Genomic DNA, 24,992 nt, shown 5'->3' with positions numbered 1-24,992 from the left:
CGCTGGATCGAGACCGAGTTCGTCAACGACATCGAGCCCTTCACCGCCCCCGCCGACCCGGAGGCCGACGAGGAGCCGGCCCGCGAGACCGTCGTCGTGGAGGTCGGCGGGCAGCGGCTGGAGGTGACGCTGCCCGCGTCGCTCGGGCGGCTGCCGGAGCGGTCGCCGAGCCTCGTCGGGTCCGGCGCCGCCCGGCCGCGGCGCCGGGGGCCGGGCGGCGGAGCGGGCGCCGGGGTCTGCGGCGACACGCTCATCTCTCCGATGCAGGGGACCGTCGTCAAGGTCGCCGTGGCGGAGGGGCAGCGGGTCGAGCAGGGCGAACTGGTCGTCGTCCTGGAGGCGATGAAGATGGAACAGCCGCTCACCGCGCACAAGTCCGGCACCGTCACGGGGCTCACCGCCACGGCGGGCCAGGCCCTGTCCTCCGGCGCCGCCGTCTGTGACCTCAAGGACTGATCCACGTGGCAGCACTCACCTACACCGACGCCGTGAGCGAGGCGCTCCAGCGCCTGAGCGGCGTGGGCTTCGAACACGGCGGGTCCTTCGTCAACCACGCCCCGATGGCCGCGGAGGCGCTGGCGCACATGGGGTACGCCGACGAGGTACCCGGCTGGGTCGACCACAACCTGCGCCACCGGGAGTACCACGACGTCCCCGAGCGCCGCTGGGACATCGACCCGGCCGACCCGGCGGACTGGCGGGGCGCGCTGGGCGAGTTCTCCCGGGTCGCCGACTGGACCGCGCTGTTCGAGCGGGAGCTGGCCGGGGCGCCGTGGACCGAGGTGCTGGCCCGCTGGTGGCCCCGGCTGCTGCCCGGCATGTCCGGGATGCTGACGCACGGGGTGATCCGCACCGCGCACGCGGTACGCGCCGTCGCCGCCGCGGGCGCGGACGACACGGTCCAGCGGGCCGAGCTGGCCCGGGGACTGGGCTACTGGGCCGCACGGCACTCCACCGGCGGGGTGACCGTGGACGACGGGCCGGAACCGCTCCCGCCGCGCGGCGACGACGGGCGCGAGCCGGTCGTCCGGGCGCTGGACGACCTGGTCGCCGAGTACTCCGGCCGCTACGCCACCGTCGCCCAGCGCCACCCGATCCCGCTGATCCACGCGGTCACCGGGCCGGCCGCGGTACGGCTCGTCGTCGCGCACCTGCCCGAGGAGCAGCGGCTGCCGTCGTACCGGACGGCGCGGGCCGTCAGCCGCGCCATGCTGGGCTGGTTCCACGCCACGCCCCGGCCGGCGGCACCGCTGCCCGCGGCGGCGGACGCGGCCGAGGTGTTCGCCCGGGCCGCCGAGATCGGCGACGAGCACGCCATCAAGCTCGCGGAGGTCGCCGTGCGGCACGAGGCGATCGCGCCCGACCCGCGCCACACGGCCGCCGCCCACGTGGCGAACCAGGGGATCGGCCGCTTCTACCGCTGAAGCGCGCCCCCGCACCGGTTCCTGACGGCTTCTGAACTCTTTTCGACCCGTTCCTTCCCCGCCCGGAGGGCGGGTTGTCCCGAGGAGTGTCATGGACGCACAAGTCATCGTCGTGGGCGCCGGACCGGCCGGGATGATGCTGGCCGGCGAGCTGCGGCTCGCCGGCGTCGACGTCATCGTGCTGGAGAAGCTGCCCGCCCGCACCGGCGAGTCGCGCGGCCTCGGCTTCACCGCCCGCACCATGGAGGTCTTCGACCAGCGCGGGCTGCTGCCCCGGTTCGGCGACATCGAGGTCAGCAACGTGGGCCACTTCGGTGGCCTGCCGGTCGACTTCGGCGTGCTCGACGGGGCCCACCAGGCCGCCAAGACCATCCCGCAGTCGGTCACCGAGACCGTCCTGGAGGGGTGGGCCACGCAGCTCGGCGCGGACGTCCGGCGCCGCCACGAGGTGCTGTCCGTCAAGGAGAAGGAGGACAGCGTCGAGGTCGAGGTGCGCGGCCCCGAGGGCGTGCACCTGCTGCGCGCCGAGTACCTCGTCGGCTGCGACGGCGGCCGCTCCACCATCCGCAAGGCCGCCGGCTTCGACTTCCCCGGCACGGCGGCGACGCTGGAGATGTTTCTCGCCGACGTCGAGGGCATCCGGCTGGAGCCCCGGATGATCGGCGAGACCCTGCCCGGCGGCATGGTCATGGTCGGCCCGCTGCCCGGCGGGATCACCCGGCTGATCGTGTGCGAGCGGGGCACCCCGCCGCAGCGCCGGGAGCAGCCGCCGACCTGGGACGAGGTCGCCGCGGCCTGGCAGCGGCTGACCGGCGACGACATCTCGCACGCCGAGCCGGTGTGGGTGTCCTCGTTCGGCGACGCGACCCGGCAGGTCACCGAGTACCGGCGGGGCCGGGTCCTCCTCGCGGGCGACTCCGCGCACATCCACCTGCCGGCCGGCGGCCAGGGCATGAACACCAGCATCCAGGACTCGGTCAACCTCGGCTGGAAGCTGGGCGCGGTGGTGCGCGGCCGGGCCCCGGAGGCGCTGCTCGACACCTACCACGCCGAGCGGCACCCGGTCGGCGAGCGGCTGCTGATGAACACCCGGGCGCAGGGGCTGCTGTTCCTGTCCGGGCCCGAGGTGCAGCCGCTGCGCGACGTGCTGACCGAGCTGATCCGCTATCCCGAGGTCAGCCGGCACTTCGCGGCGATGGTGTCCGGCCTGGAGATCCACTACGACCTCGACGGCGGACCCCACCCGCTGCTCGGCCGCCGGCTGCCGGACGTGCCGCTGACCGGGCACCGGCTGGTCTCCTCCAGCACCGAGGCGCTGCACCCGGGCCGGGGCGTGCTGCTGGACCTCGCGGACAACGAGCGGCTGCGCGACCGCGCCTGGGCCTGGCAGGACCGCGTCGACATCGTCACCGCCCGGCCCGGCGTGCCCGACGGCAGCCCTCTGGCCGGCACCACGGCCGTCCTGGTCCGCCCCGACGGCTACGTGGCCTGGGCCGCACCGGGCAGCCACGCGGACCTCCCGATGGCCCTGGAGCGCTGGTTCGGGCCGGCCCGCTGAGCACGTCCGCCCCGCCCTGTCCCACGTATCCACGTATCGCTGAGGGAGAGACCATGCACAGCACCTTGATCGTCGCCCGGATGGCACCGGGGCACAGCCAGGAGGTGGCCCGGCTGTTCAAGGAGTTCGACGCGACCGAGATGCCGCACCTGATGGGCACCCGGCGCCGTCAGCTCTTCACCTACCGCGGGCTGTACTTCCACCTCCAGAACTTCGACACCGACAACGGCGGTGAGCTGATCGAGGCGGCCAAGACCGACCCCCGCTTCGTGCAGATCAGCGAGGACCTCAAGCCGTTCATCGAGGCCTACGACCCGGCGACCTGGCGGTCCCCCGCCGACGCGGTCGCCACGCGCTTCTACGACTGGGAGGGCCGGGCGTGAGCGCCAGGCGAGTGGTCATCACCGGGGTCGGGGTCACGGCCCCCGGTGGTGTCGGCACCAAGAACTTCTGGAACCTGCTCAGCGAGGGACGCACCGCCACCCGGGGCATCACCTTCTTCGACCCCTCCTCCTTCCGCTCCCGCGTCGCCGCGGAGATCGACTTCGACCCGGAGGAGCACGGGCTGAGCCCGCAGGAGATCCGCCGGATGGACCGCGCGGCCCAGCTGGCCGTGGTGACCGCCCGGGAGGCGCTCGCCGACAGCGGACTGGACCTGACCGGCGCGGACCCGCACCGGGTCGGCGTCACCATCGGCAGCGCGGTCGGCGCCACCATGGGCCTGGACCAGGAGTACCGCGTCGTCAGCGACGGCGGCCGGCTGAAACTGGTCGACCACACCTATGCCGTACCCCACCTCTACGACTACCTGGTGCCCAGCTCCTTCGCCGCCGAGGTGGCGTGGGCGGTGGGCGCCGAGGGCCCCGCGACGGTGGTCTCCACCGGCTGCACCTCCGGCCTGGACTCGGTCGGCCACGCCGCCGAACTGATCCGCGAGGGCTCGGCGTGCGCGGTGGTGGCGGGCGCGACCGACGCCCCCATCTCACCGATCACCCTGGCCTGCTTCGACGCCATCAAGGCCACCACCCCGCGCAACGACGACCCCGAGCACGCCTCGCGGCCCTTCGACGGGACCCGCAACGGCTTCGTGCTGGGGGAGGGATCGGCGGTGTTCGTCCTGGAGGAGCTCGAAGGGGCGCTGAAGCGGGGCGCGCACATCTACGCCGAGATCGCCGGCTACGCCTCGCGCTGCAACGCCTTCCACATGACCGGCCTGCGCCCGGACGGCGTGGAGATGGCCGAGGCCATCACGGTGGCGCTGGACGAGGCCCGGCTGAACCCGGACGCCATCGACTACGTCAACGCGCACGGCTCCGGCACCAAGCAGAACGACCGGCACGAGACGGCCGCGTTCAAGAAGAGCCTGGGCGAGCACGCCCACCGGACCCCGGTGTCCTCCATCAAGTCGATGGTCGGGCACTCGCTCGGCGCGATCGGCTCGATCGAGATCGCCGCCTCGGTCCTCGCCATGGAGCACAACGTGGTGCCCCCGACGGCGAACCTGCACACCCCCGACCCGGAGTGCGACCTGGACTACGTGCCGCTGACGGCCCGCGAACACCGCACCGACGCGGTGCTGACCGTCGGCAGCGGCTTCGGCGGCTTCCAGAGCGCCATGGTGCTCGCCCGACCGGAGAGGAGCGCGGCATGAGCACGGCCGAGACGCGGACCGTCGTCACGGGGATCGGCGTCGCCGCCCCCAACGGCCTCGGCACCACCGACTACTGGGCGGCCACCCGCTCGGGCAAGAGCGGCATCGGCCGCGTCACCCGCTTCGACCCCACCGGCTACCCGGCCAAGCTGGCCGGAGAGGTGCCCGGCTTCAACGCCGCCGACCACCTGCCCAGCCGGCTGCTCGCGCAGACCGACCACATGACCCGGCTCGCCCTGGTCGCCACCGACTGGGCGCTGGCCGACGCGGGCGTCCTGCCCGCCGAACTGTCCGCCTACGACATGGGCGTGGTCACCGCCAGCTCCTCCGGCGGTTTCGAGTTCGGCCAGGGCGAGTTGCAGAAGCTGTGGAGCCAGGGCAGCCAGTACGTCTCGGCGTACCAGTCCTTCGCCTGGTTCTACGCCGTCAACAGCGGCCAGATCTCCATCCGCAACGGCATGAAGGGCCCGAGCGGGGTGCTGGTCTCCGACCAGGCGGGCGGTCTGGACGCGCTCGCCCACGCCCGGCGGCAGATCCGCAAGGGCACCCAGCTGATCGTCTCCGGGTCGATCGACGCCTCGATCTGCCCGTGGGGCTGGGTCGCCCAGCTGGCGAGCGGGCGGCTGTCGCGGGGCGAGGAGCCCGACCGGGCCTACCTGCCCTTCGACGCGGCCGCCGCCGGGCACGTGCCCGGCGAGGGCGGCGCCATCCTGATCCTGGAGTCCGCCGAGGCCGCCGCCCGGCGCGGTGCCCGGGTGTACGGCGAGGTCGCCGGCCACGGGGCCACCTTCGACCCCGCGCCCGGCAGCGGCCGCCCGCCCGGCCTGCGCAAGGCCATCGAGATCGCCCTCGGCGACGCGGGCGTGGACGCCGGCGACGTCGACGTGGTCTTCGCCGACGGGGCGGCCGTGCCCGAGCTGGACCGGATCGAGGCGGACGCGCTGACCGACGTGTTCGGTCCGCACGGGGTCATGGTCACCGCCCCCAAGACGATGACCGGCCGGCTGTACTCCGGCGCCGCCCCGCTCGACGTGGCGACGGCGCTGCTCGCCATCCGGGACGGTGTCGTGCCGCCCACCACCAACGTGCGCGCCGACGCCTCCTACGACCTGGACCTGGTCACCGGCGAGGCCCGCGTCAGCGAGGTGCGCACCGCGCTGGTCCTCGCTCGCGGCCACGCCGGCTTCAACGCGGCCACCGTCGTCACGGCCCCGTAGCGCCGTCCCACGGTCCCCGGGCGACCCACCTGCCCCGCGCCGGGCGCGCGGTCCCGCCCGCGGCGTCCCGAGCGCGTCCCGTGCGCGGCCGTGCCCGGCCGCCCGCCCCCGAGCGCGTCCGCGCGTCCGGCCCGGTCGTCTCTCCCGCGCCCCCGGGCCGGGCCGCGGGCGTCCGTCCGTGCCCCGTACGACCCTGACGAGAGGAACCACCCGTGCCCACCCAGTCCTTCACCCTCGACGACCTCAAGCGCATCCTGCTGGAGTCCGCCGGCGCCGACGAGAGCATCGACCTGGACGGCGACATCCTCGACACCGACTTCGAGGAGCTCAGCTACGAGTCGCTGGCCATCCTGGAGACCTGCGGCCGCATCGAGCGCGACTACGGCATCTCCCTCGACGACGGCGTGGTCACCGAGGCGAAGACGCCGCGCGCGCTGCTGGAGATCGTCAACGCCCAGCTGGCGGAGTCCGCGCAGGCCGCCTGAGCCCGCCCGCGAGGCCGTACCCCCGCACCCTCCCCCCACCGTGCGCCGGTGCCCGTCCCCGAGCGGGGCACCGGCGCACGCCCCCCACACCCGCATGCCCACCCATGCCCACAAGGGAGCAGCAGACATGTCCGACAAGCACGAGCGGGTCGCCCTCGTCTCCGGGGCCACCAGCGGAATCGGCCTCGCGGTGGCGCGGCTGCTGGCCGAGCAGGGCCACCGCGTCTTCCTCGGCTCCCGCGACGCCGGCAACGTCGCCCGCACCGTCAAGGAGCTGACCGCCGACGGCCTCGACGTCGACGGCGCCACCCTCGACGTGCGCTCGGCGCTGTCCATCGAGAACTTCGTGCAGGCCGCCGTCGACCGCTTCGGCACCGTCGACGTCCTGGTCAACAACGCCGGCCGGTCCGGCGGCGGCGTCACCGCCGACATCGACGACGAGCTCTGGTACGACGTCGTCGAGACCAACCTCAACAGCGTCTTCCGGCTCACCCGCGCGGTCCTGACCACCGGCGGCATGCGGCACAGGAGCCGCGGCCGGATCATCAACATCGCCTCCACGGCCGGCAAGCAGGGCGTGGTCCTCGGCGCCCCCTACTCCGCCTCCAAGCACGGCGTGGTCGGCTTCACCAAGGCCCTCGGCAACGAGCTCGCCCCCACCGGCATCACCGTCAACGCGGTCTGCCCCGGCTATGTCGAGACGCCCATGGCGCAGCGGGTGCGCGCCGGCTACGCGGCGGCGTACGACACCTCCGAGGACGCGATCATGGAGAAGTTCACGGCGAAGATCCCGCTCGGCCGCTACTCCACCCCCGAGGAGGTCGCCGGGCTGGTCGGCTACCTCGCCTCCGACACCGCCGCCTCCATCACGGCCCAGGCCCTCAACGTCTGCGGCGGCCTCGGCAACTTCTGATCCGCCCGCCACCCCGTACCCCTTCGAGGAGTTCACGCATGTCCGCTTCCGAGCTGCGGGAAGTCGAGCACGAGATCACGGTCTCGGCCCCGGCCGCCGACGTCTACCGGCTGATCGCCGACGTGGCGAACTGGCCGCGGATCTTCCCCCCGACCATCTACGTCGACCACCTGGAGCGCTCCGGCGGCGAGGAGCTGATCCGGATCTGGGCGACCGCCAACGGCGAGCCCAAGAACTGGACCTCGCGCCGCGCCCTGGACCCGGACGCCCTGCGGATCACCTTCCGCCAGCAGGTCTCCACCCCGCCGGTCGCCTCCATGGGCGGCGCCTGGATCATCGAGCCGCAGGGCGAGGCGGCCTCGCGCGTGCGGCTGCTGCACGACTACACGGCCGTCGACGACGACCCCGCGAGCCTCACCTGGATCGACGAGGCCGTGGACCGCAACTCGCGCTCGGAGCTCGCGGCCCTGAAGACCAGCGTCGAACTCGCCACCGCCGCCGCCGAGCTGACGTTCTCCTTCGAGGACACCGTCGAGGTCGAGGGGTCCGCCAAGGACGTCTACGACTTCGTCAACGAGGCCGGCCTGTGGTCCGAGCGGCTGCCGCACGTGGCGACCGTCCGGCTCACCGAGGACGTCCCCGGGCTGCAGACCCTGGAGATGGACACCCGCGCCAAGGACGGCTCCACGCACACCACCAAGTCGTACCGGGTGTGCCTGGAGGGCCGGAAGATCGCCTACAAGCAGACCACGCTGCCGGCCCTGATGAACCTGCACACCGGCTACTGGACGTTCACCGGCACCGACACCGGCTGCACCGCCTCCTCGCAGCACACCGTCGTGCTGCGCCCGGAGAACATCGAGAAGATCCTCGGGCCCGGGGCGGGCGTCGCCGAGGCCCGGGAGTACGTGCGCTCGGCGCTGAGCACCAACAGCCGCGCCACCCTGGGCCACGCCAAGGCGTACGCCGAAGCGAGGCGCTGACCGTGGCCGGCGCCGACGCGGTCGATACGGACGTCATCGTGGTCGGCGCCGGACCCGTCGGGCTGATGCTCGCCGGGGAACTGCGGCTCGGCGGCGCCGACGTGACCGTACTGGAGCGGCTGGACGCCCCGACGACGGAGTCGCGGGCCTCCACGCTGCACGCGCGGACCATGGAGATCCTGCGGCAGCGCGGGCTGCTGGACGGGCCGGACGGGTTCGGCGACCCGCTGCCGCCGCACGAGCCGCGCGGCCACTTCGGCGGACTGCCACTGGACCTCACCCTGCCCAGCCCCTACCCCGGGCAGTGGAAGGTGCCGCAGGTGCGCACCGAGGAACTCCTCGGCGCCCGCGCGGGCCGCCTGCGGGTGCGCGTGCTGCGCGGCCACGAGGTCACCGCGGTGACCCAGCGCCCGGACCGGGTGACGGTGACGGCCCGGCACGCCGGCCGGCCGGTGACCTTCACCGCCCGCTACGTCGTCGGCTGCGACGGCGAACAGTCCGCCGTGCGCGGCCTGGCCGGCATCGGCTTCCCCGGCAACGACGCCGAACGGGAGCTGATCCGCGCCGACGTCGACGGCATCGAGATCCGCGACCGGCGGTTCGAACGGCTGCCGAACGGGCTCGCCATCGCCGCCCGGCGCGGGGACGGCGTCACCCGCGTGATGGTCCACCGGTTCGGTGCCCCGCCGCGCGCCGGCGAGGCCCGCTTCGCCGACGTCGTCGCCGCCTGGCGGGAGGTCACCGGCGAGGACATCTCCCACGGCACCCCGCTGTGGGTCAACTCCTTCGGCGACGCCTCCCGGCAGGCCGAGCGCTACCGCTCCGGGCGGGTGCTGCTCGCCGGCGACGCCGCCCACCAGCAGATGCCGATCGGCGGCCAGGCCCTCAACCTCGGCCTCCAGGACGCCGTCAACCTCGGCTGGAAACTGGCGGCGACCGTGCGCGGGAGGGCCCCCGAGGGCCTCCTCGACACCTACCACGAGGAACGGCACGGCGTCGGCCGCCGGGTCCTGTCCGCCATCCGCGCCCAGGCCCGGCTGCTGCTGGGCGGGCCCGAGGTGGAGGCGCTGCGCTCGGTGGTCGGCGAGCTGACGGCGTACGAGCGGGTGCGGGCGCATCTGGCCGGGACGATCAGCGGGCTGGACGTGCGGTACGCGCCGGCCGGTGACCCGTCCGCACCGGAGCCGGCGGGCGGCGGCGGGGCCGGGCCCGTCGGGGCGCGGCTGCCCGGCGCGGAGCTGGTACGGAGCGCGGGCCCGGCGGGAGCCGTCGCCGGGCGCGCGGAGCCCCGTACCACCCTGGACCTGCTGCGCGAGGGGCGCGGCGTACTGCTGGTGCTGACCGCCGACGGGTCCGCGCGGGCCGCCTTCACGGAGGCCGCGCGCCCGTGGGCCGGCGCCGTCGACACCGTCGCCGCGCGCCCCGCCGACGACGGCGCACTGCCCGGCGCGGCCGCCCTCCTGGTCCGCCCCGACGGATACGTCGCCTGGGCCGGCGACACCCCGGACGGCCTCGAAGCGGCGCTCGCCCGCTGGTTCACGCCGGACGCGCAGGCCCCGCACCCCCCTCGCACCTCCGCCACCCGAAGCACCCCGCGCACCCCCAGCACCGCGTACCTCACCGGACAACACCACGTCAGGAGACGGAAGATGGGCAACCTGACCGGCAGGACGGCGCTCGTCACGGGCGCCGGCCGGGGCATGGGCCGGGCCACCGCCGAGCGGCTGGCCCGCGACGGCGCGCTGGTCGCCGTGCACTACGGCAGCAGCAAGGACGCGGCCGAGGAGGTCGTCGCCGGGATCGAGCGGGACGGCGGCCGGGCGTTCGCCGTCCGCGCCCCACTCGGCGCCCCCGGCGACGTGCACGAGCTGTTCCTCGCCCTGGAGGAGGGCCTGAAGGAGCGCACCGGCTCCACCGAGCTGAACATCCTGGTCAACAACGCCGGGGTGATGGGCGGGGTGAAACCCGAGGACACCACGCCGGAGATGTTCGACCGGATCTTCGCGGTCAACGCCAAGGCGCCGTTCTTCCTCATCCAGCGCGCCCTGGCGAACATGCCCGACGGCGGGCGGATCGTGAACATCTCCTCGGGGCTGACCCGGTTCGCCAACCCCGACGAGATCGCCTACGCGATGAGCAAGGGCGCCACCGAGCAGCTCGCCCTGCACTACGCCAAGGCGCTCGGCCCGCGCGGCATCACCGTCAACAGCGTCGCCCCCGGCATCACCCGCAACGGCAACCCGGTGTTCGACATCCCCGAGGCCGTCGAGGCGATGGCGGCGCTGTCCACCTTCAACCGGGTCGGCGAACCGCAGGACGTCGCCGACGTGGTCGCCTTCCTCGTCTCCGACGATGCCCGCTGGGTCACCGGCTCCTTCGTCGACGCGAGCGGCGGCACCCTGCTGGGGTGACGCCATGACCAGGACGCACCCCGCGCCCGAGGCCGGCACCGGGGACGGGCGGTGGGACCCGCGGCTGTGGGGGCTCCTGCTGGTGCTCGCCGGCAACATGCTCATCGACGCGCTCGAGGTGTCCGTGGCGGTCGTGGCGCTGCCCTCGATCGGCACGGACCTCGGGCTGCCGCCGAGCGACGCGCACTGGGCGATGACCGGCTTCGCCGTCGGCTTCGGCGGCCTGCTGCTGTTCGGCGCCCGGGTGGTGAGCCTGCTGGGGCGCCGCCGGGTCTACCTGGCGGCGCTGCTCGCCTTCGCCGCCGCCTCCGCCCTCAGCGCCCTCGCCCAGGAGCCCGCGCTGCTCGTCGCCACCCGCCTGGTGAAGGGCTTCTGCGCGGCGCTGACCGCCCCCACCGGCCTCGCCATCATCGCCACCGCCTTCCCGCAGGGCCCGCCCCGCGACCGGGCGGTGTCCGTCTACGCCCTGTTCGGCGCCGGCGGCTTCACCGCGGGACTGCTGCTGTCCGGCTGGCTCACCGACATCAGCTGGCGGCTGTCCTTCGCCTTCCCGGCCCCGGTCGTGCTGGTCCTCTTCGCCCTCGGGCTGAAGCTGATCCCGGACGAGGAGGCCACCGCGCCGCGCACCGCCCCGCGCCGCTACGACCTGGCCGGCGCCGCCACCTTCACGGCGGCGCTCGTCGCCCTGGTGTACGGCGTCGGTGCCGTGGCCGCGCACGGCTGGACCGCGCCCCGGGCGGCCGGGCCGCTCGCCGCCGCGGTGCTGCTGCTGGTGGTCTTCGCGGTCGTCGAACGCACCACCCCCGATCCCCTCGTCCGGCCGCTGCGCGACGCCGCGCTGATCCGCTCGGCGCTCGGCGCGGCCTGCCTCAACGGCTCCTACCTGGGGCTGCTGTTCGTGCTGACGTACCAGTTGCAGACCGTCGCCGGCTGGTCGCCGCAGGCGGCCGCGCTGGCCCTGCTCCCGGCCGCCGTGCCGCCCGCGCTCACCGCGCTCGCCTCCGGGCGCCTGGTCGCCCGCTTCGGCGCGCCCCGGCTGATCGCGGCCGGCGCCGGCTGCGCCCTCGCCGGCTACCTGCTCCAGCTGGACCCGTCCTGGCCGCCGCACTACCCCACCCGGCTGCTGCCGACGCTGCTGCTGGTCGGCGCCGCCTTCGTGCTGTCCTTCGCCGCGCTGAACATGCAGGCGACGGCACGGCTGCGCCCCGCCGACCGGGGCACGGGCAGCGGGCTGTACCAGACGGCCGTGCAGCTCGCCGCGGCGCTCGCCGTCGCGGCCGTCGCCGCGCTGCTCGCCGCGGCCGCGGTGCCCGGCGCCACCCCGGCCGAGGCGGCCGCGGCCTGCCGCCCCGCGCTGGTGTTCGTGGCCGCCCTCGGCGGCCTCGGGCTGCTCGTCGGCCTCACCGGCCTCCGGCGCACCTGAGCCGGCGCGCCCGGCCCGCTCGTCCCGCCCTTCCGCCCACCCACCCCACCTACACCCAACGGGGCACGCCCATGAACCAGACAACGAAGACATGGGTCTTCGACGACCTCGATGCATTCGACGACGGCGACTACGAGTTCGAGCAGGACACCGTCGTCGAGGTGGACCCGCCGGACCCGGCCCACCTCGCCGCCTGCGACGAGCCCGAACGGGTCCGTCTGATCGACGCGTACGTACGGGCCGAACTCGCCCGGGTGCTGCGGGTGCCGCCGCACACCATCGACACCGAGGGCCGCCCGATGAACAGCCTCGGCATCGGGTCCATCAACGGCCTGGAACTGCAGCGCCGGATGGAGACCGCGCTCAGCCTCGACGTCAACCTCAACATGCTGCTGCGCGCCAACAGCGCCGCCGAGCTCATCGCGTGCCTGTCCGGGCAGCTCGGTCCCGAGGACGACCCGCACAAGCACGGCGGGCAGGGAGTCCACCTGATCTCGCACGACGGGCCGGGCACGACGTGATCCCGGAGCTGGTGGTCCGCGAGGGACCCGAGACCGCGACGTCGCGGGTGCCGGCTCCGGGGCAGCTCGACGTGTGGCTGGTGCGCCGCCCGCGGCTGGACGTGGCGGCCGAGCTGCTGGACCTGTCGGAGCTGGACGACGCGGAACGCCGGCGCACCGCCTCCTTCGTCCGCCCCACCGACGGCATCACGTACGCCTCCGCGCACATCGCGCTGCGCCGCCTGCTCGGCGCCTACCTGGGTCTGCCGCCGCGCGAGGTGCCGTTCGTGCGGGAGCCCTGCCCCGGATGCGGCAAGCCGCACGGACGGCCCGCCGTCGCCCACCCCGACCCGCCGCTGCACTTCTCGCTGGCGCACAGCCACGGCATGGCCGTCGTGGCCGTCGCCGCCACCGTGATCGGCGCCGACGTGGAACGGCTGCCGAGGGACGAGACGGTCGAGGTGTGCGCCCCGGCCCTGCACCCCGGCGAGCAGGAGGAGCTGGCGGGCCTGGGCGTGGCGGACCGGCGGGAGCTCTTCGGGCGGATGTGGACCCGCAAGGAGGCCTACCTCAAGGCGCTCGGCACCGGCCTGTCCCGGGATCCGGCCCAGGACTACCTGGGGGCCGACCGGCGCCGCCGCCCGTCCGGGTGGACGCTGCTGGACCTGCCGTCCGGGCCCCGCCACAACGCCGCCGTCGCGGTGCTGGGCGGGCCCCCGGAGCGGGTCACCGTGCGCTGGGTGCCGCCGGCCGCGCTGCACGCGGGCGGGACGGTGGACCTGGACGCCGACGGCATGACCACGCATGAACCTGACTGGGGAGCGTGAGACCCACCACATGACGACCGACCAGAAGTCCGACCAGAAGTCCGGCGAGAAGTCCGCCCGGACGGCCGCCCAGCACTCCGACGCGAAGTCCGACGCGAAGTCCGACGCGAAGTCCGACGCGAGCTCCGACCGGAAGTCCGCGGCGCAGGCCGCCGCCGACCGGCCGAGCCTGCACGACCGCGAGCACCGCGGGCAGTGGAGCGCGGCGGAACGGCTGGAGGAACTGAGCCTGATCAAGCAGGCCGCCCGGCACGGCGATCCGCTGGCCACCGAGCGGCAGCACGCCAAGGGCAAGCTCACCGCCCACGAGCGGATCGAACTCCTGCTCGACGAGGGGTCCTTCGTCGAGGTCGAGACGTTGCGCCGGCACCGGGCCACCGGCTTCGGACTGGAGAAGAAACGTCCCTACACCGACGGTGTGATCACCGGCTGGGGCACGGTCCACGGCCGTACGGTCTTCGTCTACGCGCATGACTTCCGCATCTTCGGCGGCGCCCTCGGCGAGGCCCACGCCCAGAAGATCCACAAGATCATGGACATGGCCCTGGCGGCCGGCGCGCCGCTGGTGTCGCTGAACGACGGCGCCGGCGCCCGCATCCAGGAGGGCGTCAGCGCGCTCGCCGGCTACGGCGGCATCTTCCAGCGCAACACCAAGGCCTCCGGCGTCATCCCGCAGATCAGCGTGATGCTCGGCCCGTGCGCGGGCGGCGCCGCCTACAGCCCCGCGCTGACCGACTTCGTCTTCATGGTCCGCGACATCGCCCAGATGTTCATCACCGGACCCGACGTGGTCAAGGCGGTCACCGGCGAGGAGATCACCCAGAACGACCTCGGCGGCGCCGACGTGCACGCGACCACCTCCGGGGTCGCGCACTTCGCGTACGACGACGTGCGGGCGTGCATGGAGGACGTGCGCTACCTGCTCTCCCTGCTGCCGTCCAACAACCGCGAACTGCCGCCCAGGGTGCCGGGCGGCGACCCGGCCGACCGGCGCACCGACCGGCTGCTGGACGTGGTGCCCGAGGACCCGAGCCGGGTGTACGACATCCGGACCGTCATCGAGGAGATCGCCGACGACGGCGAGTCCTTCGAGGTCCACCCCGGCTGGGCGACCAACGTGGTGTGCGCGCTGTCCCGGCTGGACGGCGAGGTGGTCGGCATCGTCGCCAACCAGCCCGCCTCCTACGCCGGGGTGCTCGACATCGACGCCAGCGAGAAGGCGGCGCGGTTCGTGCAGTTCTGCGACGCCTTCAACATCCCGATCGTCACCCTGATCGACGTACCGGGGTTCCTGCCGGGCGTCGACCAGGAGCACAACGGGATCATCCGGCGCGGCGCCAAGCTGCTGTACGCCTACTGCAACGCCACGGTGCCGCGCATCTCGCTGGTGCTGCGCAAGGCGTACGGCGGCGCGTACATCGTGATGGACTCCCGGTCCATCGGCGCCGACCTGGCGCTGGCCTGGCCGTCCAACGAGATCGCGGTGATGGGTGCCGAGGGTGCCGCGAACGTCATCTTCCGCCGGGAGATCGCCGCCTCCGACGACCCGGACGCCACCCGGGCCCAGAAGATCAAGGAGTACCAGGCGGAGCTGATGCACCCCTACTACGCCGCCGAGCGCGGCCTGATCGACGATGTGATCGACCCCCGGGACACCCGGCGGGCCCTGGCCGCCGCCCTGTCCATGCTGCGCAGCAAGCAGGCCGACCTGCCGTGCCGCAAGCACGGCAACCCACCGCAGTGAGCACGCCGGACGCGCTGGTCATCAAGGTGGTGAAGGGCACCGCGAGCCCGGCCGAACTCGCGGCCCTGACCAGCGTGCTGCTCTCCCGCGCCGCCGCCCTCGCGGCCCTCGGCCCCGGCCTCCGGGACCGGGCCCCCACCCCCACGGCGAGCTGGCGCCGCCCGGAACGCGTCCCGGCGCACCGCGACCCGCGGGGGTGGCGGATCGCGGGGAGCCGGGCGGCCTGAGCGCTCCGCCGGAAGTGCCGCGCCGCGCCCCAGAGGGTGTCTCGACCGTCCGAGGCGCCGTCGTGGCGGGTGCGTCCACCCCGGCGGAGCCGCACGCCGGTGCGGCCCGCGTCCCGCCGGGGGCGCGGGCCGCACCGCGGCGGACCCGGCCCGACCCTTCGTGAAACGGAGCTACTTCCCCATGACCTCCCCGCACCGAGAACAGAACGGCGGAGAACAGAACGCCCGCGACGAGGACGCCCGCGACGAGGACGCCCGCGACCACGGCGACACGGTCACCCTCCCGCGGGCCGAACTCGACGCCCTGCGGGACCGGGTGCGCGACCTGGCCGACCGGGCCGAGATCACCGAACTCATCGACCGGTACGTCACCCTGCTCGACGTCCAGGACCGCCACGGGTACGACGACACGTGGCCCCGCACGGTCTTCACCGAGGACTGCCGGCTGGAGTTCCCGGTCGGCACGGTGCGCGGCCTGGACACCGCCGCGGCCTTCCACTTCGACCGGAAGTCCCGCTTCGCCCGCACCCACCACCTGGCCGCCAACCACGGCATCGCGCTGGACGGCGACACCGCCCGCGTCCGCGTCCACCTCTTCGCCTCGCACGTCCACCACGACGACGGCCCCGACCCCGGCGGCCGCTTCGACATCGGCGGCTACAGCGAGGGCGAGGCGGTCCGCACCGCGGACGGCTGGCGGATCAGCCGCTGGCGGTTCCAGCTGGTGTGGTCCGACGGTGCGGGGCCGCGCCCCGGTCCCGCACCCGCCGCCCTGCGCAGTTCCCAGCCCCGGCCGCGCGCCCGGCGCCCGGCCGCCGCCCCGCCCACCCGAGAGGACGACACCGTGTCACCATCCCCGGCCGCCACCCTGGACCTCGGCGCCCTGCGCACCGCCTCCGGCGACGCCCGGCTGCGGGCCATCGAGGCGTTCGTCTGCCGCACCCTGGAGACGCACCTCGACGTTCCGCCGGCCCACCGCATCCCCCGGACCCGCCCGCTCTACGCCCAGGGCATCGACTCGCTCACCGCCCTGGCCTTCCAGCGCAAGCTGGAGAGCGCCCTGCGGATCCCGGTCCCCACCCACCACCTGCTGCGCGAGCAGTCGGTCAGCGAACTGGCCGCCACCCTGGCCGACCTGTTCACGCACGCGGACCGGACCGAGCGCCGCCGGGAGACCGCGACGGCGTCCGTGTGACACCACGGCCGCGCGGGCGTGCCGCCCCCGACGAGGCGGCGGCACCCGCCCCCGGCCGGCGCCCCTTGCCCGCCGGACCGCCGGTGGAGGAGAGTGACGCTCCGGCACGTCCTGACCAGCGACCCCGGCGGAAGGCGCACGTGAGCTGCGAACGCATCCTGGTGACCGGCGGCACCGGTTTCATCGGCTCGCATGTCGTGCCACTGCTGCGGAGGGCGTCCGCCGCCCCGCACGGCCCCGCGCTGCGCCTGCTCACCCACCACCGCCCCGGCCCCGGGGCCACCGGCGGCGGCCCGGAGGCCGTGCCCGGCGACCTCGCCGACCCGGCGTCCCTGCACGGCGTCTGCGAGGGCGTCACCACCGTCCTGCACCTCGCCGCCCGCATCGGCGGCACCCGCGAGGAGTGCCGGACCGTCAACGAGGAGGGCACCCGCGCCCTGCTGGCCGAGGCGGCCCGGGCGGGCGTGCGCCGGATCGTGCAGCTCGGCACCGCCGCCGTCTACGGCGACGGACCGCACCGCGGCGAGCCCGAGGGCCGGATCGCCGAGGCGCCGGTCTCCCCGACCAGCGAGACCCGGCTCGCCGGCGAGCGGCTGGTGCTGGCCGCCGGCGGCACCGTCGTCCGCCCCTACCTCGTCTACGGCGAGGGCGACACCTGGGTCGTCCCCGGCCTGGTGCAGCTGGTGCGCCGGCTGCCCCACTGGGTGGACGGCGCCGCCGCCCGCCTCTCCCTGATCCCGGCGACCGTCCTCGCCCGCGCCCTGGCCGAACTGGCCCTCGCGCCCGCCGGGAGGGAGCCCGCCGCGGGCCGCGTCCTGCACGCCGCGCACCCCGAGCCGGTGACGTTGCGGGACCTGGTCACCACCGTCTGCGGCGCCCTGGACCTGCCCCTGCCCGCCGGTGAGCTGCCCCTGGACGAGGCCCTGCGCCGGCTCGACGCCCACGGCCCCGGCGCCCGGCGCCCGCTGGCGCTGGTGGCGGTCGACCGCTTTTACGACAGCGGCGCCCTGTGGTCGCTGCTGAGCACCGGCCCGGGAGCCCCGTTCGCTCAGGCGTTCGGCGACTGCGCGCCCTGGTACCGCCGGGCCCTGGCCGGCGGCGGACGCACACCGTCGGCTGTCTGAGCGCTCGGAGGCAGCCGGGCGGCTGTCCGGGCGCCTGGAGGCGTTCGGCGACTGCGGGCCCTGGTACCGCCGGGCCCTGGCCGGCGGCGGACGCACACCGTCGGCTGTCCGAGCGCCTGGAGGCAGCCGGGCGGCTGTCCGGGCGCCTGGAGGCGTTCGGCGACTGCGGGCCCTGGTACCGCCGGGCCCTGGCCGGCGGCGGACGCACACCGTCGGCTGTCCGAGCGCCTGGAGGCAGCCGGGCGGCTGTCCGAGCACCTGGAGGCGTTCGGCGACTGCGCGCCCTGGTACCGCCGGGCCTTGGCCGGCGGCGGACGCACACCGTCGGCTGTCTGAGCGCCTGGAGGCAGCCGCGCGGCTGTCCGAGCGCCCGGGGGCAGTCGGCGACTGCGCGCCCTGGTACCGCCGGGCCCTGGCCGGCGGCGGACGCACACCGTCGGCTGTCCGAGCGCCCGGAGGCAGTCACGCCGGATCTGGCCGGGCTCGCCCTAGGAGACGCCCCCGGGGCCGTTCAGGACCCCGCGCAGGGCGCGTACCAGCGCCTGCGCCCGGGGGTCGGCCGTGACGCCGGTGCGGAAGCCGTTGGTGACGTAGCCGAAGGCGACACCCGACTCGGGGTCGGCGAAGCCGAGCGCGCCGCCCCGCCCGGGGTGGCCGAAGGACGTGGGGGAGAGCAGCGGGGACGCGCTGCCGTGCAGCATGTACCCGAGCCCGAAGCGGGTGCCGACGACGAGCACCCGGTCCGGCCCGGCCGACCGCTCCGCGCGCGCCAGCTCGGCCGTCTCCGGCGTGAACAGCCGGACCCCGCCCGCCACCTGGCCGATCAGCGACGCGTAGAAGCGGGCCAGTCCGTCCGCCGTCGCGATGCCGCTGGAGGCGGGCAGGACGGCGGCCCGGTAGGCGGGGTCGTTCTCGTCCGGCGCCGGGGTGATCGCGGCGAAGGCGCGGCGGGTGACGGAGTCCGGGTCGGCGTACGCGTCGGCCACCGCCCGCCTGGGCCGCGTCCGCAGCCCGTTCGCCGCCGGCGGGGCCTCGATCCGCCCGGCCCGGCCCACCCGCGCCGCCTCCGCGTCCGGCAGCCCGAGCCACAGCCGTGCCCCGGCCGGCCCGGCGATCTCCTCGGCGATCCACTGCCCGGCCGACCGCCCGCCGACTCGCCGCACCACCTCGCCGACCAGCCAGCTGTACGTCTGCGCGTGGTAGCCGTGCGCGCTGCCCGGCTCCCACAGCGGGGCCTGCGCGGCCACCGCCGCGGCCCCGAGGTCCGGGTCGGCGGCCTCGGCCGGGGTCAGCGGCCGGTCCAGCACCGGCACCCCGGCCCGGTGCGCGAGCAGATGCCGTACCCGGGTCCGCTCCTTGCCCGCCGCCTTGTACTCCGGCCACAGCTCACCGACCGGCGTGTCCAGGTCCAGCTCGCCCCGCTGGTGCAGCAGCAGCAGAACGGCGGCGGCGACGCCCTTGGTCGCCGAGCGCACGATCTGCGCGGTGCCCTGCTCCCAGGGCGCCGTACCGTCGACGTCCTTGGTGCCCGCCCACAGGTCGACGACCTTGTGCCCGTCCCGGTAGACGGTCACGGCGGCGCCCCGCTCGCCGAGCACCTCGAAGTTGCGTGCGAACGCCTCCCCGACCGGCTCGAAGCCCTCGGCCACTGCGCCGTTCACGTCCACGCCCGTACTCCGTCCACTTCACTCGCCGCGCCGGTGGATGCAACGCGCGCGGACGGTCCGCGATTCCCCGGTCACGCCGGGGTCCCGTCAGCCCAGCAGAATCGTGACGTCGATGTTGCCGCGGGTGGCGTTGGAGTACGGGCACACCTCGTGGGCCTCGGCCACCAGGCGCGCCGCGACCTCCGCGTCGAGCACCGGCAGCGAGACGCTCAGGGCGACGGCGAGGCCGTAGCCGCGCTGCCGGTTGGGTCCGATGCCGACCTTCGCGGCGACCGTGGAGCCGGTCAGGTCGTAGCCGGACCGGTTGCCGACCAGGATCAGGGCGTTGTGGAAGCAGGTGCCGTAGCCGGCCGCGAACAGCTGCTCGGGGTTGGTGCCGTCGCCGTCGCCGCCCAGCTCCGGCGGCATCGCCACCTTGAGTTCGATCTGCCCGTCCTGGCTGGTGACGTAGCCGTCCCGGCCGCCGTGCGAGGTGGCCTCGGCGACATACACGATCTTCCTCGGGCGGGTGTCGGCGGCGGCGCCGGCGGCGGTGTCGGCAGCGGTGTCGTCGGTCAAGGACGGCCTCCCGGGAACATGGACGCGCAACTGGACGGAGCACAAGGTACTGGTCGGCGATCCATGGTTGTTACCGGGGGGTAGCAACCCGGGGCGGCCCCGGGCGGCCGGCGTCACGCGTCCGTCGGCACCGAGCGCGGGTCGAATCCGAAGGGCAGCTCCAGGCGGTGGGCGCGCATCAGGGCGTCGTCGCGCAGCAGGTCGCCGGTCGGCCCGTCCGCCGCGATCACGCCCTCGCTGAGGATCAGCGCGCGCGGGCAGAGTTCCAGGGCGTAGGGCAGGTCGTGCGTGACCATCAGCACGGTCACGTCCAGTGCCCGCAGGATGTCGGCCAGTTCGCGGCGCGAGGCGGGGTCGAGGTTGGACGACGGCTCGTCCAGGACGAGGATCTCCGGCTCCATGGCGAGCACGGTGGCGACCGCCACCCGGCGCCGCTGCCCGAAGGAGAGGTGGTGCGGCGGGCGGTTGTGGAAACCGGCCATCCCCACCTGCTCCAGCGCCCGCTCCACCCGCGCGTCCAGCTCCGCGCCCTTCAGCCCGGCCGCCGCGGGGCCGAAGGCCACGTCCTCCCGGACGGTCGGCATGAACAGCTGGTCGTCGGGGTCCTGGAAGACGATGCCGACCCGGCGCCGCACCTCGGCCAGGTGCGCACGGTCCACCGGCAGCCCGGCCACCCGCACCGAGCCCGTGCCGCCGTCGAGGATGCCGTTGAGGTGCAGCACCAGCGTGGTCTTGCCGGCGCCGTTCGGCCCGAGCAGCGCGACCCGCTCGCCGCGCCCGATGCGGAAGTCCACCCCGAACAGGGCCTGATGCCCGTCGGGGTAGGCGAAGGCGAGGCGCGAGACCTCCAGGGACGCCTCGGTCGCGGCTTCCGTCACAGTGTTCGTCACAGCACCCATCCCAGCAGACAGACGACCAGGGCGGCACCCGGCAGGGCGAGGGCGTACGACCACTGCGCCCGGGACGCGGTCACCTCGTCGATCACCGGCATGACACCGGTGTACCCCCGGCTCAGCATCGCCAGGTGCACCCGCTCCCCGCGCTCGTAGGAGCGGATGAACAGCGCCCCCGCCGACTTGGCGAGCACGCCCCAGTGCCGCGGGCCGCGCGCCTGGAACCCGCGCGACTCCCGGGCGATGCGCATCCGCCGCATCTCGCCGGAGATGACGTCACCGTAGCGGATCATGAAGGAGGCGATCTGCACCAGCAGCGGCGGCAGCCTCAGCCGTTCCAGGCCGAGCAGCAGCTCCCGCAGCTCGGTGGTGGCGGCCAGCAGGACCGACGCGGTGACCCCCAGCGTGCCCTTGGCGAGCACGTTCCAGGCGCCCCACAGTCCGCTGACGCTCAGCGACACGCCCAGCACCTCGACCCGCCCGCCCTCCGCCACGAACGGCAGCAGTACGGCGAACGCGACGAACGGCACCTCGATCAGCAGCCGCTTCAGCAGGAACAGCGGGGGGATCCGCGCGAGGGCGGCCACCACGGCCAGCAGCACGGCGTACCCGCCGAACGCCCACACCGCCTCGCGCGGGGTGGACACCACGACCACCACGAAGGCGAACGCGGCGGCGAGCTTGGTGTGCGGCGGCAGGGCGTGCACGGGTGACGAACCCCGCCGGTAGAGCTTGTGGGCGTGTCCCGCACCCATGTCAGACGCTCGTGCCGGTGACGGCCGGGCCGGCCGTCTCGCCGGTGCGCCGCCTGCGCACCGCCCAGAAGACCGCGCTGCCCGCGACGACCGTGACGCCGACGCCGATCACCCCGGCGAGGCCGCCGGAGAGGCGGGCGTCGTCGACGTCCCGCACGCCGTAGTCGGCGAGCGGGGAGCCGGCGGTGTGGTGCTCCTCGGCGGACGCGGCGAAGCCCCTGTCCTCGGCGACCTTCTCCAGGCCGTCGGGGCTGGCGGAGGCGTAGAAGCTGACGAACCCGGCGAGCACGAGGGAGGTGGCCAGCCCGCTGATCCACAGCGTGCGGCGCGAGGTCCGGGCGGCGGGCGCGGGCGCCTCGGCGGCCGGGGCGTCGACGAGCTCGCCGTCGACCCGCAGCCGCAGCGGCCGGCGCAGGTCCCGGGCGCCGTACACGAGGTCCGGCCGGACCGCGACGACGGCGCCGACGGTCAGCGCGGTGATCAGGGCCTCGCCGATGCCGATGAGCAGGTGCACGCCGACCATGGCGGTGGCGACCTTGCCGATGGCGACGTCCGTGGTGCCGCCGACGGCGTAGAACAGCGTGAAGGCGAGGGCGGCGGCCGGCACCGACACCAGCGCGGCGACGAAGGAGGCGGTGGTGACCGACCGCCGGGTGCGCGGCAGCACCTTCACCAGGCCCCGGAAGACGACGTAGGCGACGCCGACGCCGACCACCGACATGTCGGTGATGTTCACGCCGAGCGCGGTCAGCCCGCCGTCCGCGAAGAGGACGCCCTGCATGAGCAGGACGACGGCGATGCACAGGGCCCCCGTGAAGGGGCCGACGAGTATCGCCGCGAGGGCGCCGCCGAGCAGATGTCCGCTGGTCCCGGCGGCGACCGGGAAGTTCAGCATCTGCACCGCGAAGATGAACGCCGCCACCAGACCGGCCAGCGGCGCGATCCGCTCGTCCAGCTCGCGGCGCGCGCCGCGCAGGCTCACGGCGACGGCGCCGGCGGCCACGACTCCGGCCACCGCCGAGGTGGGGGCATTGATGAATCCGTCAGGTACGTGCACCGTTCGATGATAGGCGCTTACTGCGAAACCCTTGCAAGAGCGAGACTGTCCCTGTTGTAGAGCCGAGATCGGCCGCTCCGGCGGGCGTCAGCCCGGAAATATGGGACATTGGAGGGGAAGCGGATCCATCGTTTCCGCGTACGTCACGCACGGTGAGGGGTCGTTTCGATGTCCGTAGTCGAGCAGTACGCGCGCGCCCAGATCGTCACGGACACCGACGTCCAGACGCTGGACGAGCGGGGCGCGATACCGGTCGTGCTCCGCTACGACCCCGACCGCGACCCGCGCGCGGTGCGGATCGGCCTGCCCGGCCCGCACGAGTGGACCTTCTCCCGGGACCTGCTCGAACAGGGCCTGCGCGCCCCGGCCGGCGACGGGCAGGTCCGGGTGTGGCCGTGCGGCCGGGTGCAGGCCGTGGTCGAGTTCCACTCCCCGCAGGGCACCGCGGTCGTCCGTTTCGACCTGAAGGCGCTGATGCGCTTCCTGCGGCGCACCTACCTGGCCGCCGCCACCCCCGTCGCCCGGCGCTGACCGGACGCCGTCAGCCGCCCCGCTTCAGCAGCGCCGCCACGATCGGCCCCGCCGTGTCCCCGCCGTGCCCGGCCGCCTGGACCACACCGGAGGCGGCCAGGTCCCCGCGGTAGGCGGTGAACCAGCCGTTGGGCTTCTTCTGCCCGTCGACCTCCGCGGAGCCGGTCTTCGCGCCGACGTTCCCGGTGACCCCCGCCATCGCCTCCGCCGCCGTGCCGTACGCCGCCGTGTAGGCCATCAGCTCCCGCAACTGGGAGAGCGTCGAGGCGGACATCGTGCGCGAGGCCGTCGCCAGCGTCCGCCCGTCCACCGACGGGTCGACCAGGTACGGCTGGCGGAACACGCCCGACTGCACCGTCGCCGACACCGACGCCATGTTCAGCGGGTTCATCCGCACCCCGGCCTGGCCGATCAGGGCGGCGGCCATCTGCGCCCTGGACTCCACCGGAACCGAGCCGTCCACGGTGGGCACACCGACCGCCCAGTTGTTCAGCGACAGGCCGAACACCTGCTGGGCCTGCTTGGTCAGGTCGTCGTCCGCGAGCTTCGGCGCCTGGCTGATGAAGGCGGTGTTGCAGGACCGCGCGAAGCTCGCCTTGAACGTGCCGCCCTCGATCTCGAACTTGTCGTCGTTCTGGAACTTCCAGCCGCCGTGCGTGAAGTACTTCGGGCACGGATGCGCCTTGTCCGCCGACGCCAGCCCCTTCTCGATAAGCAGCGAGGAGGTGATGACCTTCATCGTGGAGCCGGGCGCCAGCGCGCCCTGGAAGGCCGTGTTGACGTTCGGCGAGGAGTTCGCCACGGCCAGGATCTCGCCGGTCGAGGGCTTCAGGACCACCACCGAGGCCCGCGCCCGCGAGGCGACCTGCTGCTCCGCGGCGGCCTGGAGCGACGCGCTGAGCGTGGTCCGCACCTCGCCCGGCGTGCCCTCGCTCAGCTCCAGGACCGTCCGGTCGGAGAGCTTCTGCCGCTGCGAGGCCTTGCCGCGGACCACGCGCAGCTCGACGCCGGCCGTGCCGCCGGCCGTCTTGCCGTACTTCTCCCGCAGCCCGTCCAGGACCGGCGCCAGCGACGCGTACTTCGCGGTGGTCAGCTCGCCGCCGTCCCGGTCCAGCGCCTTCACCGGCGGGGTGCCCGCCTCGCCGGTGACCAGCCGGTCGCCCGCGCGCAGGCCGGGGTGGAGGACCGACGGCTGCCAGCCGACCAGCGGCTCGCCGTCCGCGGCCCGCCGCACCACCGTCAGCGAACTGCGGTACGTCACCGGCTTGCTGACCTGCCGGTAGGTCACCGTGCCCCGCACCGTGAACGGCACGGTGGCGCCCCTGCGCGCCCCCGGGGTGAGCGTGAGGCCCGTGATCCGGGCGTCCTTGGCGTACGCGGTCAGCAGCGCCCCGGCGGCCTCGGCGTCGTCGGTGGCGGCCGCCGCGCCGCTCACCTCGCCCCGCTGCCAGGCCGCGAGGAACGCCCGGGCCGCGGTGGTGACCTCCCGCGCCGACAGCGGACCGGTCCGCACCTGCCTTCCCCGCTCGGCGGCGGCCGTCAGGGACGCGTCCTTCCCGCTCACGGAGCCGTCGCCGAACAGCGCGTAGGCGCCGATCCCGGCGCCGCCCACGACGACGGCGAGCACCCCGCCGATGACGGCGGGCCTGGTCTTCGGTCGCTCGGCGACGCGCCTTCTTCTGCCCACTGCTTCCCGATCCTCCGCGCGCTCCCCGGGTCCGCTCCGCCGATCGGCGCGGCCCCTACGGCCGTACCGGCCTGGTGGTCCTCACAGTCCCCAACGACGGCACCACCCTAGTGCCGCGGCAGGCGACGTTCGCCCCGTCGCGACGCCCGGCACGCACTCCCG

23 protein-coding genes and 1 pseudogene are annotated in these 24,992 nt (G+C 74.7%); 18 read left to right on the top strand and 6 right to left on the bottom strand.

The annotated features are described in order from the left end of the window. From ACFF45_RS32470 to ACFF45_RS32390, 17 genes and pseudogenes are all read left to right on the top strand, one after another. Positions 1–456, top strand: a 456-nt coding sequence (locus ACFF45_RS32470) for an acyl-CoA carboxylase biotin carboxyl carrier protein subunit (RefSeq protein ID WP_381350491.1), incomplete at its 5' end; no start/stop codon positions are given. 5 nt (positions 457–461) lie between these two features. After that, on the top strand, positions 462–1,424 hold the full coding sequence (locus ACFF45_RS32465; protein ID WP_381350490.1) for a hypothetical protein: 963 nt from the start codon (positions 462–464) through the stop codon (positions 1,422–1,424). 91 nt (positions 1,425–1,515) lie between these two features. Then, entirely contained in the window at positions 1,516–2,982 is a 1,467-nt protein-coding gene (locus ACFF45_RS32460; RefSeq protein ID WP_381350488.1) for an FAD-dependent monooxygenase, read from the top strand. Between the two features lie 53 nt (positions 2,983–3,035). Further along, positions 3,036–3,365 (top strand): TcmI family type II polyketide cyclase, encoded by a 330-nt coding sequence (locus tag ACFF45_RS32455; RefSeq protein WP_381350486.1) that lies wholly within the window; start codon positions 3,036–3,038, stop codon positions 3,363–3,365. Next, entirely contained in the window at positions 3,362–4,633 is a 1,272-nt protein-coding gene (locus tag ACFF45_RS32450; protein WP_381350485.1) for a beta-ketoacyl-[acyl-carrier-protein] synthase family protein, read from the top strand. Before ACFF45_RS32455 ends, ACFF45_RS32450 begins: the two co-directional genes overlap by 4 nt. After that, a complete protein-coding gene (locus ACFF45_RS32445; RefSeq protein ID WP_381350483.1) occupies positions 4,630–5,850 on the top strand; it encodes a ketosynthase chain-length factor in 1,221 nt (406 codons plus the stop codon). Before ACFF45_RS32450 ends, ACFF45_RS32445 begins: the two co-directional genes overlap by 4 nt. A gap of 212 nt (positions 5,851–6,062) precedes the next feature. Then, complete coding sequence (locus tag ACFF45_RS32440; RefSeq protein WP_381350482.1) at positions 6,063–6,335, top strand: phosphopantetheine-binding protein; 273 nt, start codon at positions 6,063–6,065, stop codon at positions 6,333–6,335. A gap of 127 nt (positions 6,336–6,462) precedes the next feature. Next, positions 6,463–7,248, top strand: a complete 786-nt coding sequence (gene fabG, locus ACFF45_RS32435; protein ID WP_381350480.1) for a 3-oxoacyl-ACP reductase FabG — start codon at positions 6,463–6,465, stop codon at positions 7,246–7,248. Positions 7,249–7,286: 38 nt separating this feature from the next. Next, complete coding sequence (locus tag ACFF45_RS32430; RefSeq protein ID WP_381350479.1) at positions 7,287–8,231, top strand: aromatase/cyclase; 945 nt, start codon at positions 7,287–7,289, stop codon at positions 8,229–8,231. Then, positions 8,219–10,642: pseudogene (locus ACFF45_RS32425) on the top strand (SDR family oxidoreductase); the annotation flags it as partial. The gene ACFF45_RS32430 and the pseudogene ACFF45_RS32425, both read left to right, overlap by 13 nt. Positions 10,643–10,646: 4 nt before the next feature. Beyond that, a complete protein-coding gene (locus ACFF45_RS32420; RefSeq protein ID WP_381350478.1) occupies positions 10,647–12,065 on the top strand; it encodes an MFS transporter in 1,419 nt (472 codons plus the stop codon). Positions 12,066–12,136: 71 nt separating this feature from the next. Beyond that, positions 12,137–12,586, top strand: a complete 450-nt coding sequence (locus ACFF45_RS32415) for an acyl carrier protein (protein ID WP_381350476.1) — start codon at positions 12,137–12,139, stop codon at positions 12,584–12,586. Continuing rightward, positions 12,583–13,392, top strand: coding sequence for a 4'-phosphopantetheinyl transferase family protein (locus tag ACFF45_RS32410; protein ID WP_381350475.1), 810 nt, complete (start codon positions 12,583–12,585; stop codon positions 13,390–13,392). The genes ACFF45_RS32415 and ACFF45_RS32410 overlap by 4 nt, the downstream gene beginning before the upstream one ends. Beyond that, a complete protein-coding gene (locus ACFF45_RS32405) occupies positions 13,370–15,136 on the top strand; it encodes an acyl-CoA carboxylase subunit beta (RefSeq protein ID WP_381350474.1) in 1,767 nt (588 codons plus the stop codon). Before ACFF45_RS32410 ends, ACFF45_RS32405 begins: the two co-directional genes overlap by 23 nt. Further along, a complete protein-coding gene (locus ACFF45_RS32400; protein ID WP_381350473.1) occupies positions 15,133–15,363 on the top strand; it encodes an acyl-CoA carboxylase epsilon subunit in 231 nt (76 codons plus the stop codon). Before ACFF45_RS32405 ends, ACFF45_RS32400 begins: the two co-directional genes overlap by 4 nt. A 181-nt stretch (positions 15,364–15,544) precedes the next feature. Next, the gene (locus ACFF45_RS32395) at positions 15,545–16,558 is read left to right on the top strand and encodes a nuclear transport factor 2 family protein (RefSeq protein WP_381350471.1); all 1,014 of its coding nucleotides are present in this window, start codon (positions 15,545–15,547) and stop codon (positions 16,556–16,558) included. A gap of 140 nt (positions 16,559–16,698) precedes the next feature. Next, positions 16,699–17,682 (top strand): NAD-dependent epimerase/dehydratase family protein, encoded by a 984-nt coding sequence (locus ACFF45_RS32390; RefSeq protein WP_381350470.1) that lies wholly within the window; start codon positions 16,699–16,701, stop codon positions 17,680–17,682. 488 nt (positions 17,683–18,170) lie between these two features. Here ACFF45_RS32390 and ACFF45_RS32385 read toward each other — a convergent pair whose 3' ends face one another. From ACFF45_RS32385 to ACFF45_RS32365, 5 genes are all read right to left on the bottom strand, one after another. Then, a complete protein-coding gene (locus ACFF45_RS32385; RefSeq protein WP_381350469.1) occupies positions 18,171–19,349 on the bottom strand; it encodes a serine hydrolase domain-containing protein in 1,179 nt (392 codons plus the stop codon). An 87-nt stretch (positions 19,350–19,436) separates the two neighbouring features. After that, positions 19,437–19,907, bottom strand: coding sequence for an organic hydroperoxide resistance protein (locus ACFF45_RS32380; RefSeq protein ID WP_381350467.1), 471 nt, complete (start codon positions 19,905–19,907; stop codon positions 19,437–19,439). Positions 19,908–20,020: 113 nt separating this feature from the next. Then, on the bottom strand, positions 20,021–20,797 hold the full coding sequence (locus ACFF45_RS32375; protein WP_512701208.1) for an energy-coupling factor ABC transporter ATP-binding protein: 777 nt from the start codon (positions 20,795–20,797) through the stop codon (positions 20,021–20,023). Beyond that, positions 20,794–21,555 (bottom strand): cobalt ECF transporter T component CbiQ, encoded by a 762-nt coding sequence (cbiQ, locus tag ACFF45_RS32370; protein ID WP_381350465.1) that lies wholly within the window; start codon positions 21,553–21,555, stop codon positions 20,794–20,796. The genes ACFF45_RS32375 and cbiQ overlap by 4 nt, the downstream gene beginning before the upstream one ends. A 1-nt stretch (position 21,556) precedes the next feature. Then, complete coding sequence (locus ACFF45_RS32365; RefSeq protein WP_381350464.1) at positions 21,557–22,612, bottom strand: energy-coupling factor ABC transporter permease; 1,056 nt, start codon at positions 22,610–22,612, stop codon at positions 21,557–21,559. 168 nt (positions 22,613–22,780) lie between these two features. Between ACFF45_RS32365 and ACFF45_RS32360 the strand changes: the two genes are divergently transcribed. Next, complete coding sequence (locus ACFF45_RS32360) at positions 22,781–23,143, top strand: SsgA family sporulation/cell division regulator (RefSeq protein ID WP_381350462.1); 363 nt, start codon at positions 22,781–22,783, stop codon at positions 23,141–23,143. Between the two features lie 10 nt (positions 23,144–23,153). On the opposite strand, the gene ACFF45_RS32355 is transcribed toward ACFF45_RS32360, so the two are convergent. Beyond that, positions 23,154–24,830 carry a penicillin-binding transpeptidase domain-containing protein gene (locus ACFF45_RS32355; protein ID WP_381350461.1) on the bottom strand — a complete coding sequence of 559 codons (1,677 nt, stop codon included), beginning with the start codon at positions 24,828–24,830 and terminating at the stop codon, positions 23,154–23,156. Positions 24,831–24,992: the final 162 nt, after the last annotated feature.

Origin of the sequence: Streptomyces cinereospinus (assembly GCF_042430725.1) — a bacterium.
GTDB classification, from domain to species: Bacteria; Actinomycetota; Actinomycetes; order Streptomycetales; family Streptomycetaceae; genus Streptomyces; species Streptomyces cinereospinus.
The sequence above is the reverse complement of the archived record's forward strand: the minus strand, read 5'-3'. Positions and strand labels throughout refer to the sequence as shown.

Excerpts from the sequence above, each read along its gene's own strand:
- ACFF45_RS32445 (WP_381350483.1), top strand. The coding sequence starts at position 4,630 with ATGAGCACGGCCGAGACGCGGACCGTCGTCACGGGGATCGGCGTCGCC.
- ACFF45_RS32460 (WP_381350488.1), top strand. The coding sequence starts at position 1,516 with ATGGACGCACAAGTCATCGTCGTGGGCGCCGGACCGGCCGGGATGATG.
- ACFF45_RS32430 (WP_381350479.1), top strand. The coding sequence starts at position 7,287 with ATGTCCGCTTCCGAGCTGCGGGAAGTCGAGCACGAGATCACGGTCTCG.
- ACFF45_RS32455 (WP_381350486.1), top strand. The coding sequence starts at position 3,036 with ATGCACAGCACCTTGATCGTCGCCCGGATGGCACCGGGGCACAGCCAG.
- ACFF45_RS32360 (WP_381350462.1), top strand. The coding sequence starts at position 22,781 with ATGTCCGTAGTCGAGCAGTACGCGCGCGCCCAGATCGTCACGGACACC.
- ACFF45_RS32415 (WP_381350476.1), top strand. The coding sequence starts at position 12,137 with ATGAACCAGACAACGAAGACATGGGTCTTCGACGACCTCGATGCATTC.
- fabG (WP_381350480.1), top strand. The coding sequence starts at position 6,463 with ATGTCCGACAAGCACGAGCGGGTCGCCCTCGTCTCCGGGGCCACCAGC.
- ACFF45_RS32395 (WP_381350471.1), top strand. The coding sequence starts at position 15,545 with ATGACCTCCCCGCACCGAGAACAGAACGGCGGAGAACAGAACGCCCGC.
- ACFF45_RS32420 (WP_381350478.1), top strand. The coding sequence starts at position 10,647 with ATGACCAGGACGCACCCCGCGCCCGAGGCCGGCACCGGGGACGGGCGG.
- ACFF45_RS32405 (WP_381350474.1), top strand. The coding sequence starts at position 13,370 with ATGAACCTGACTGGGGAGCGTGAGACCCACCACATGACGACCGACCAG.
- cbiQ (WP_381350465.1), bottom strand. The coding sequence starts at position 21,555 with ATGGGTGCGGGACACGCCCACAAGCTCTACCGGCGGGGTTCGTCACCC.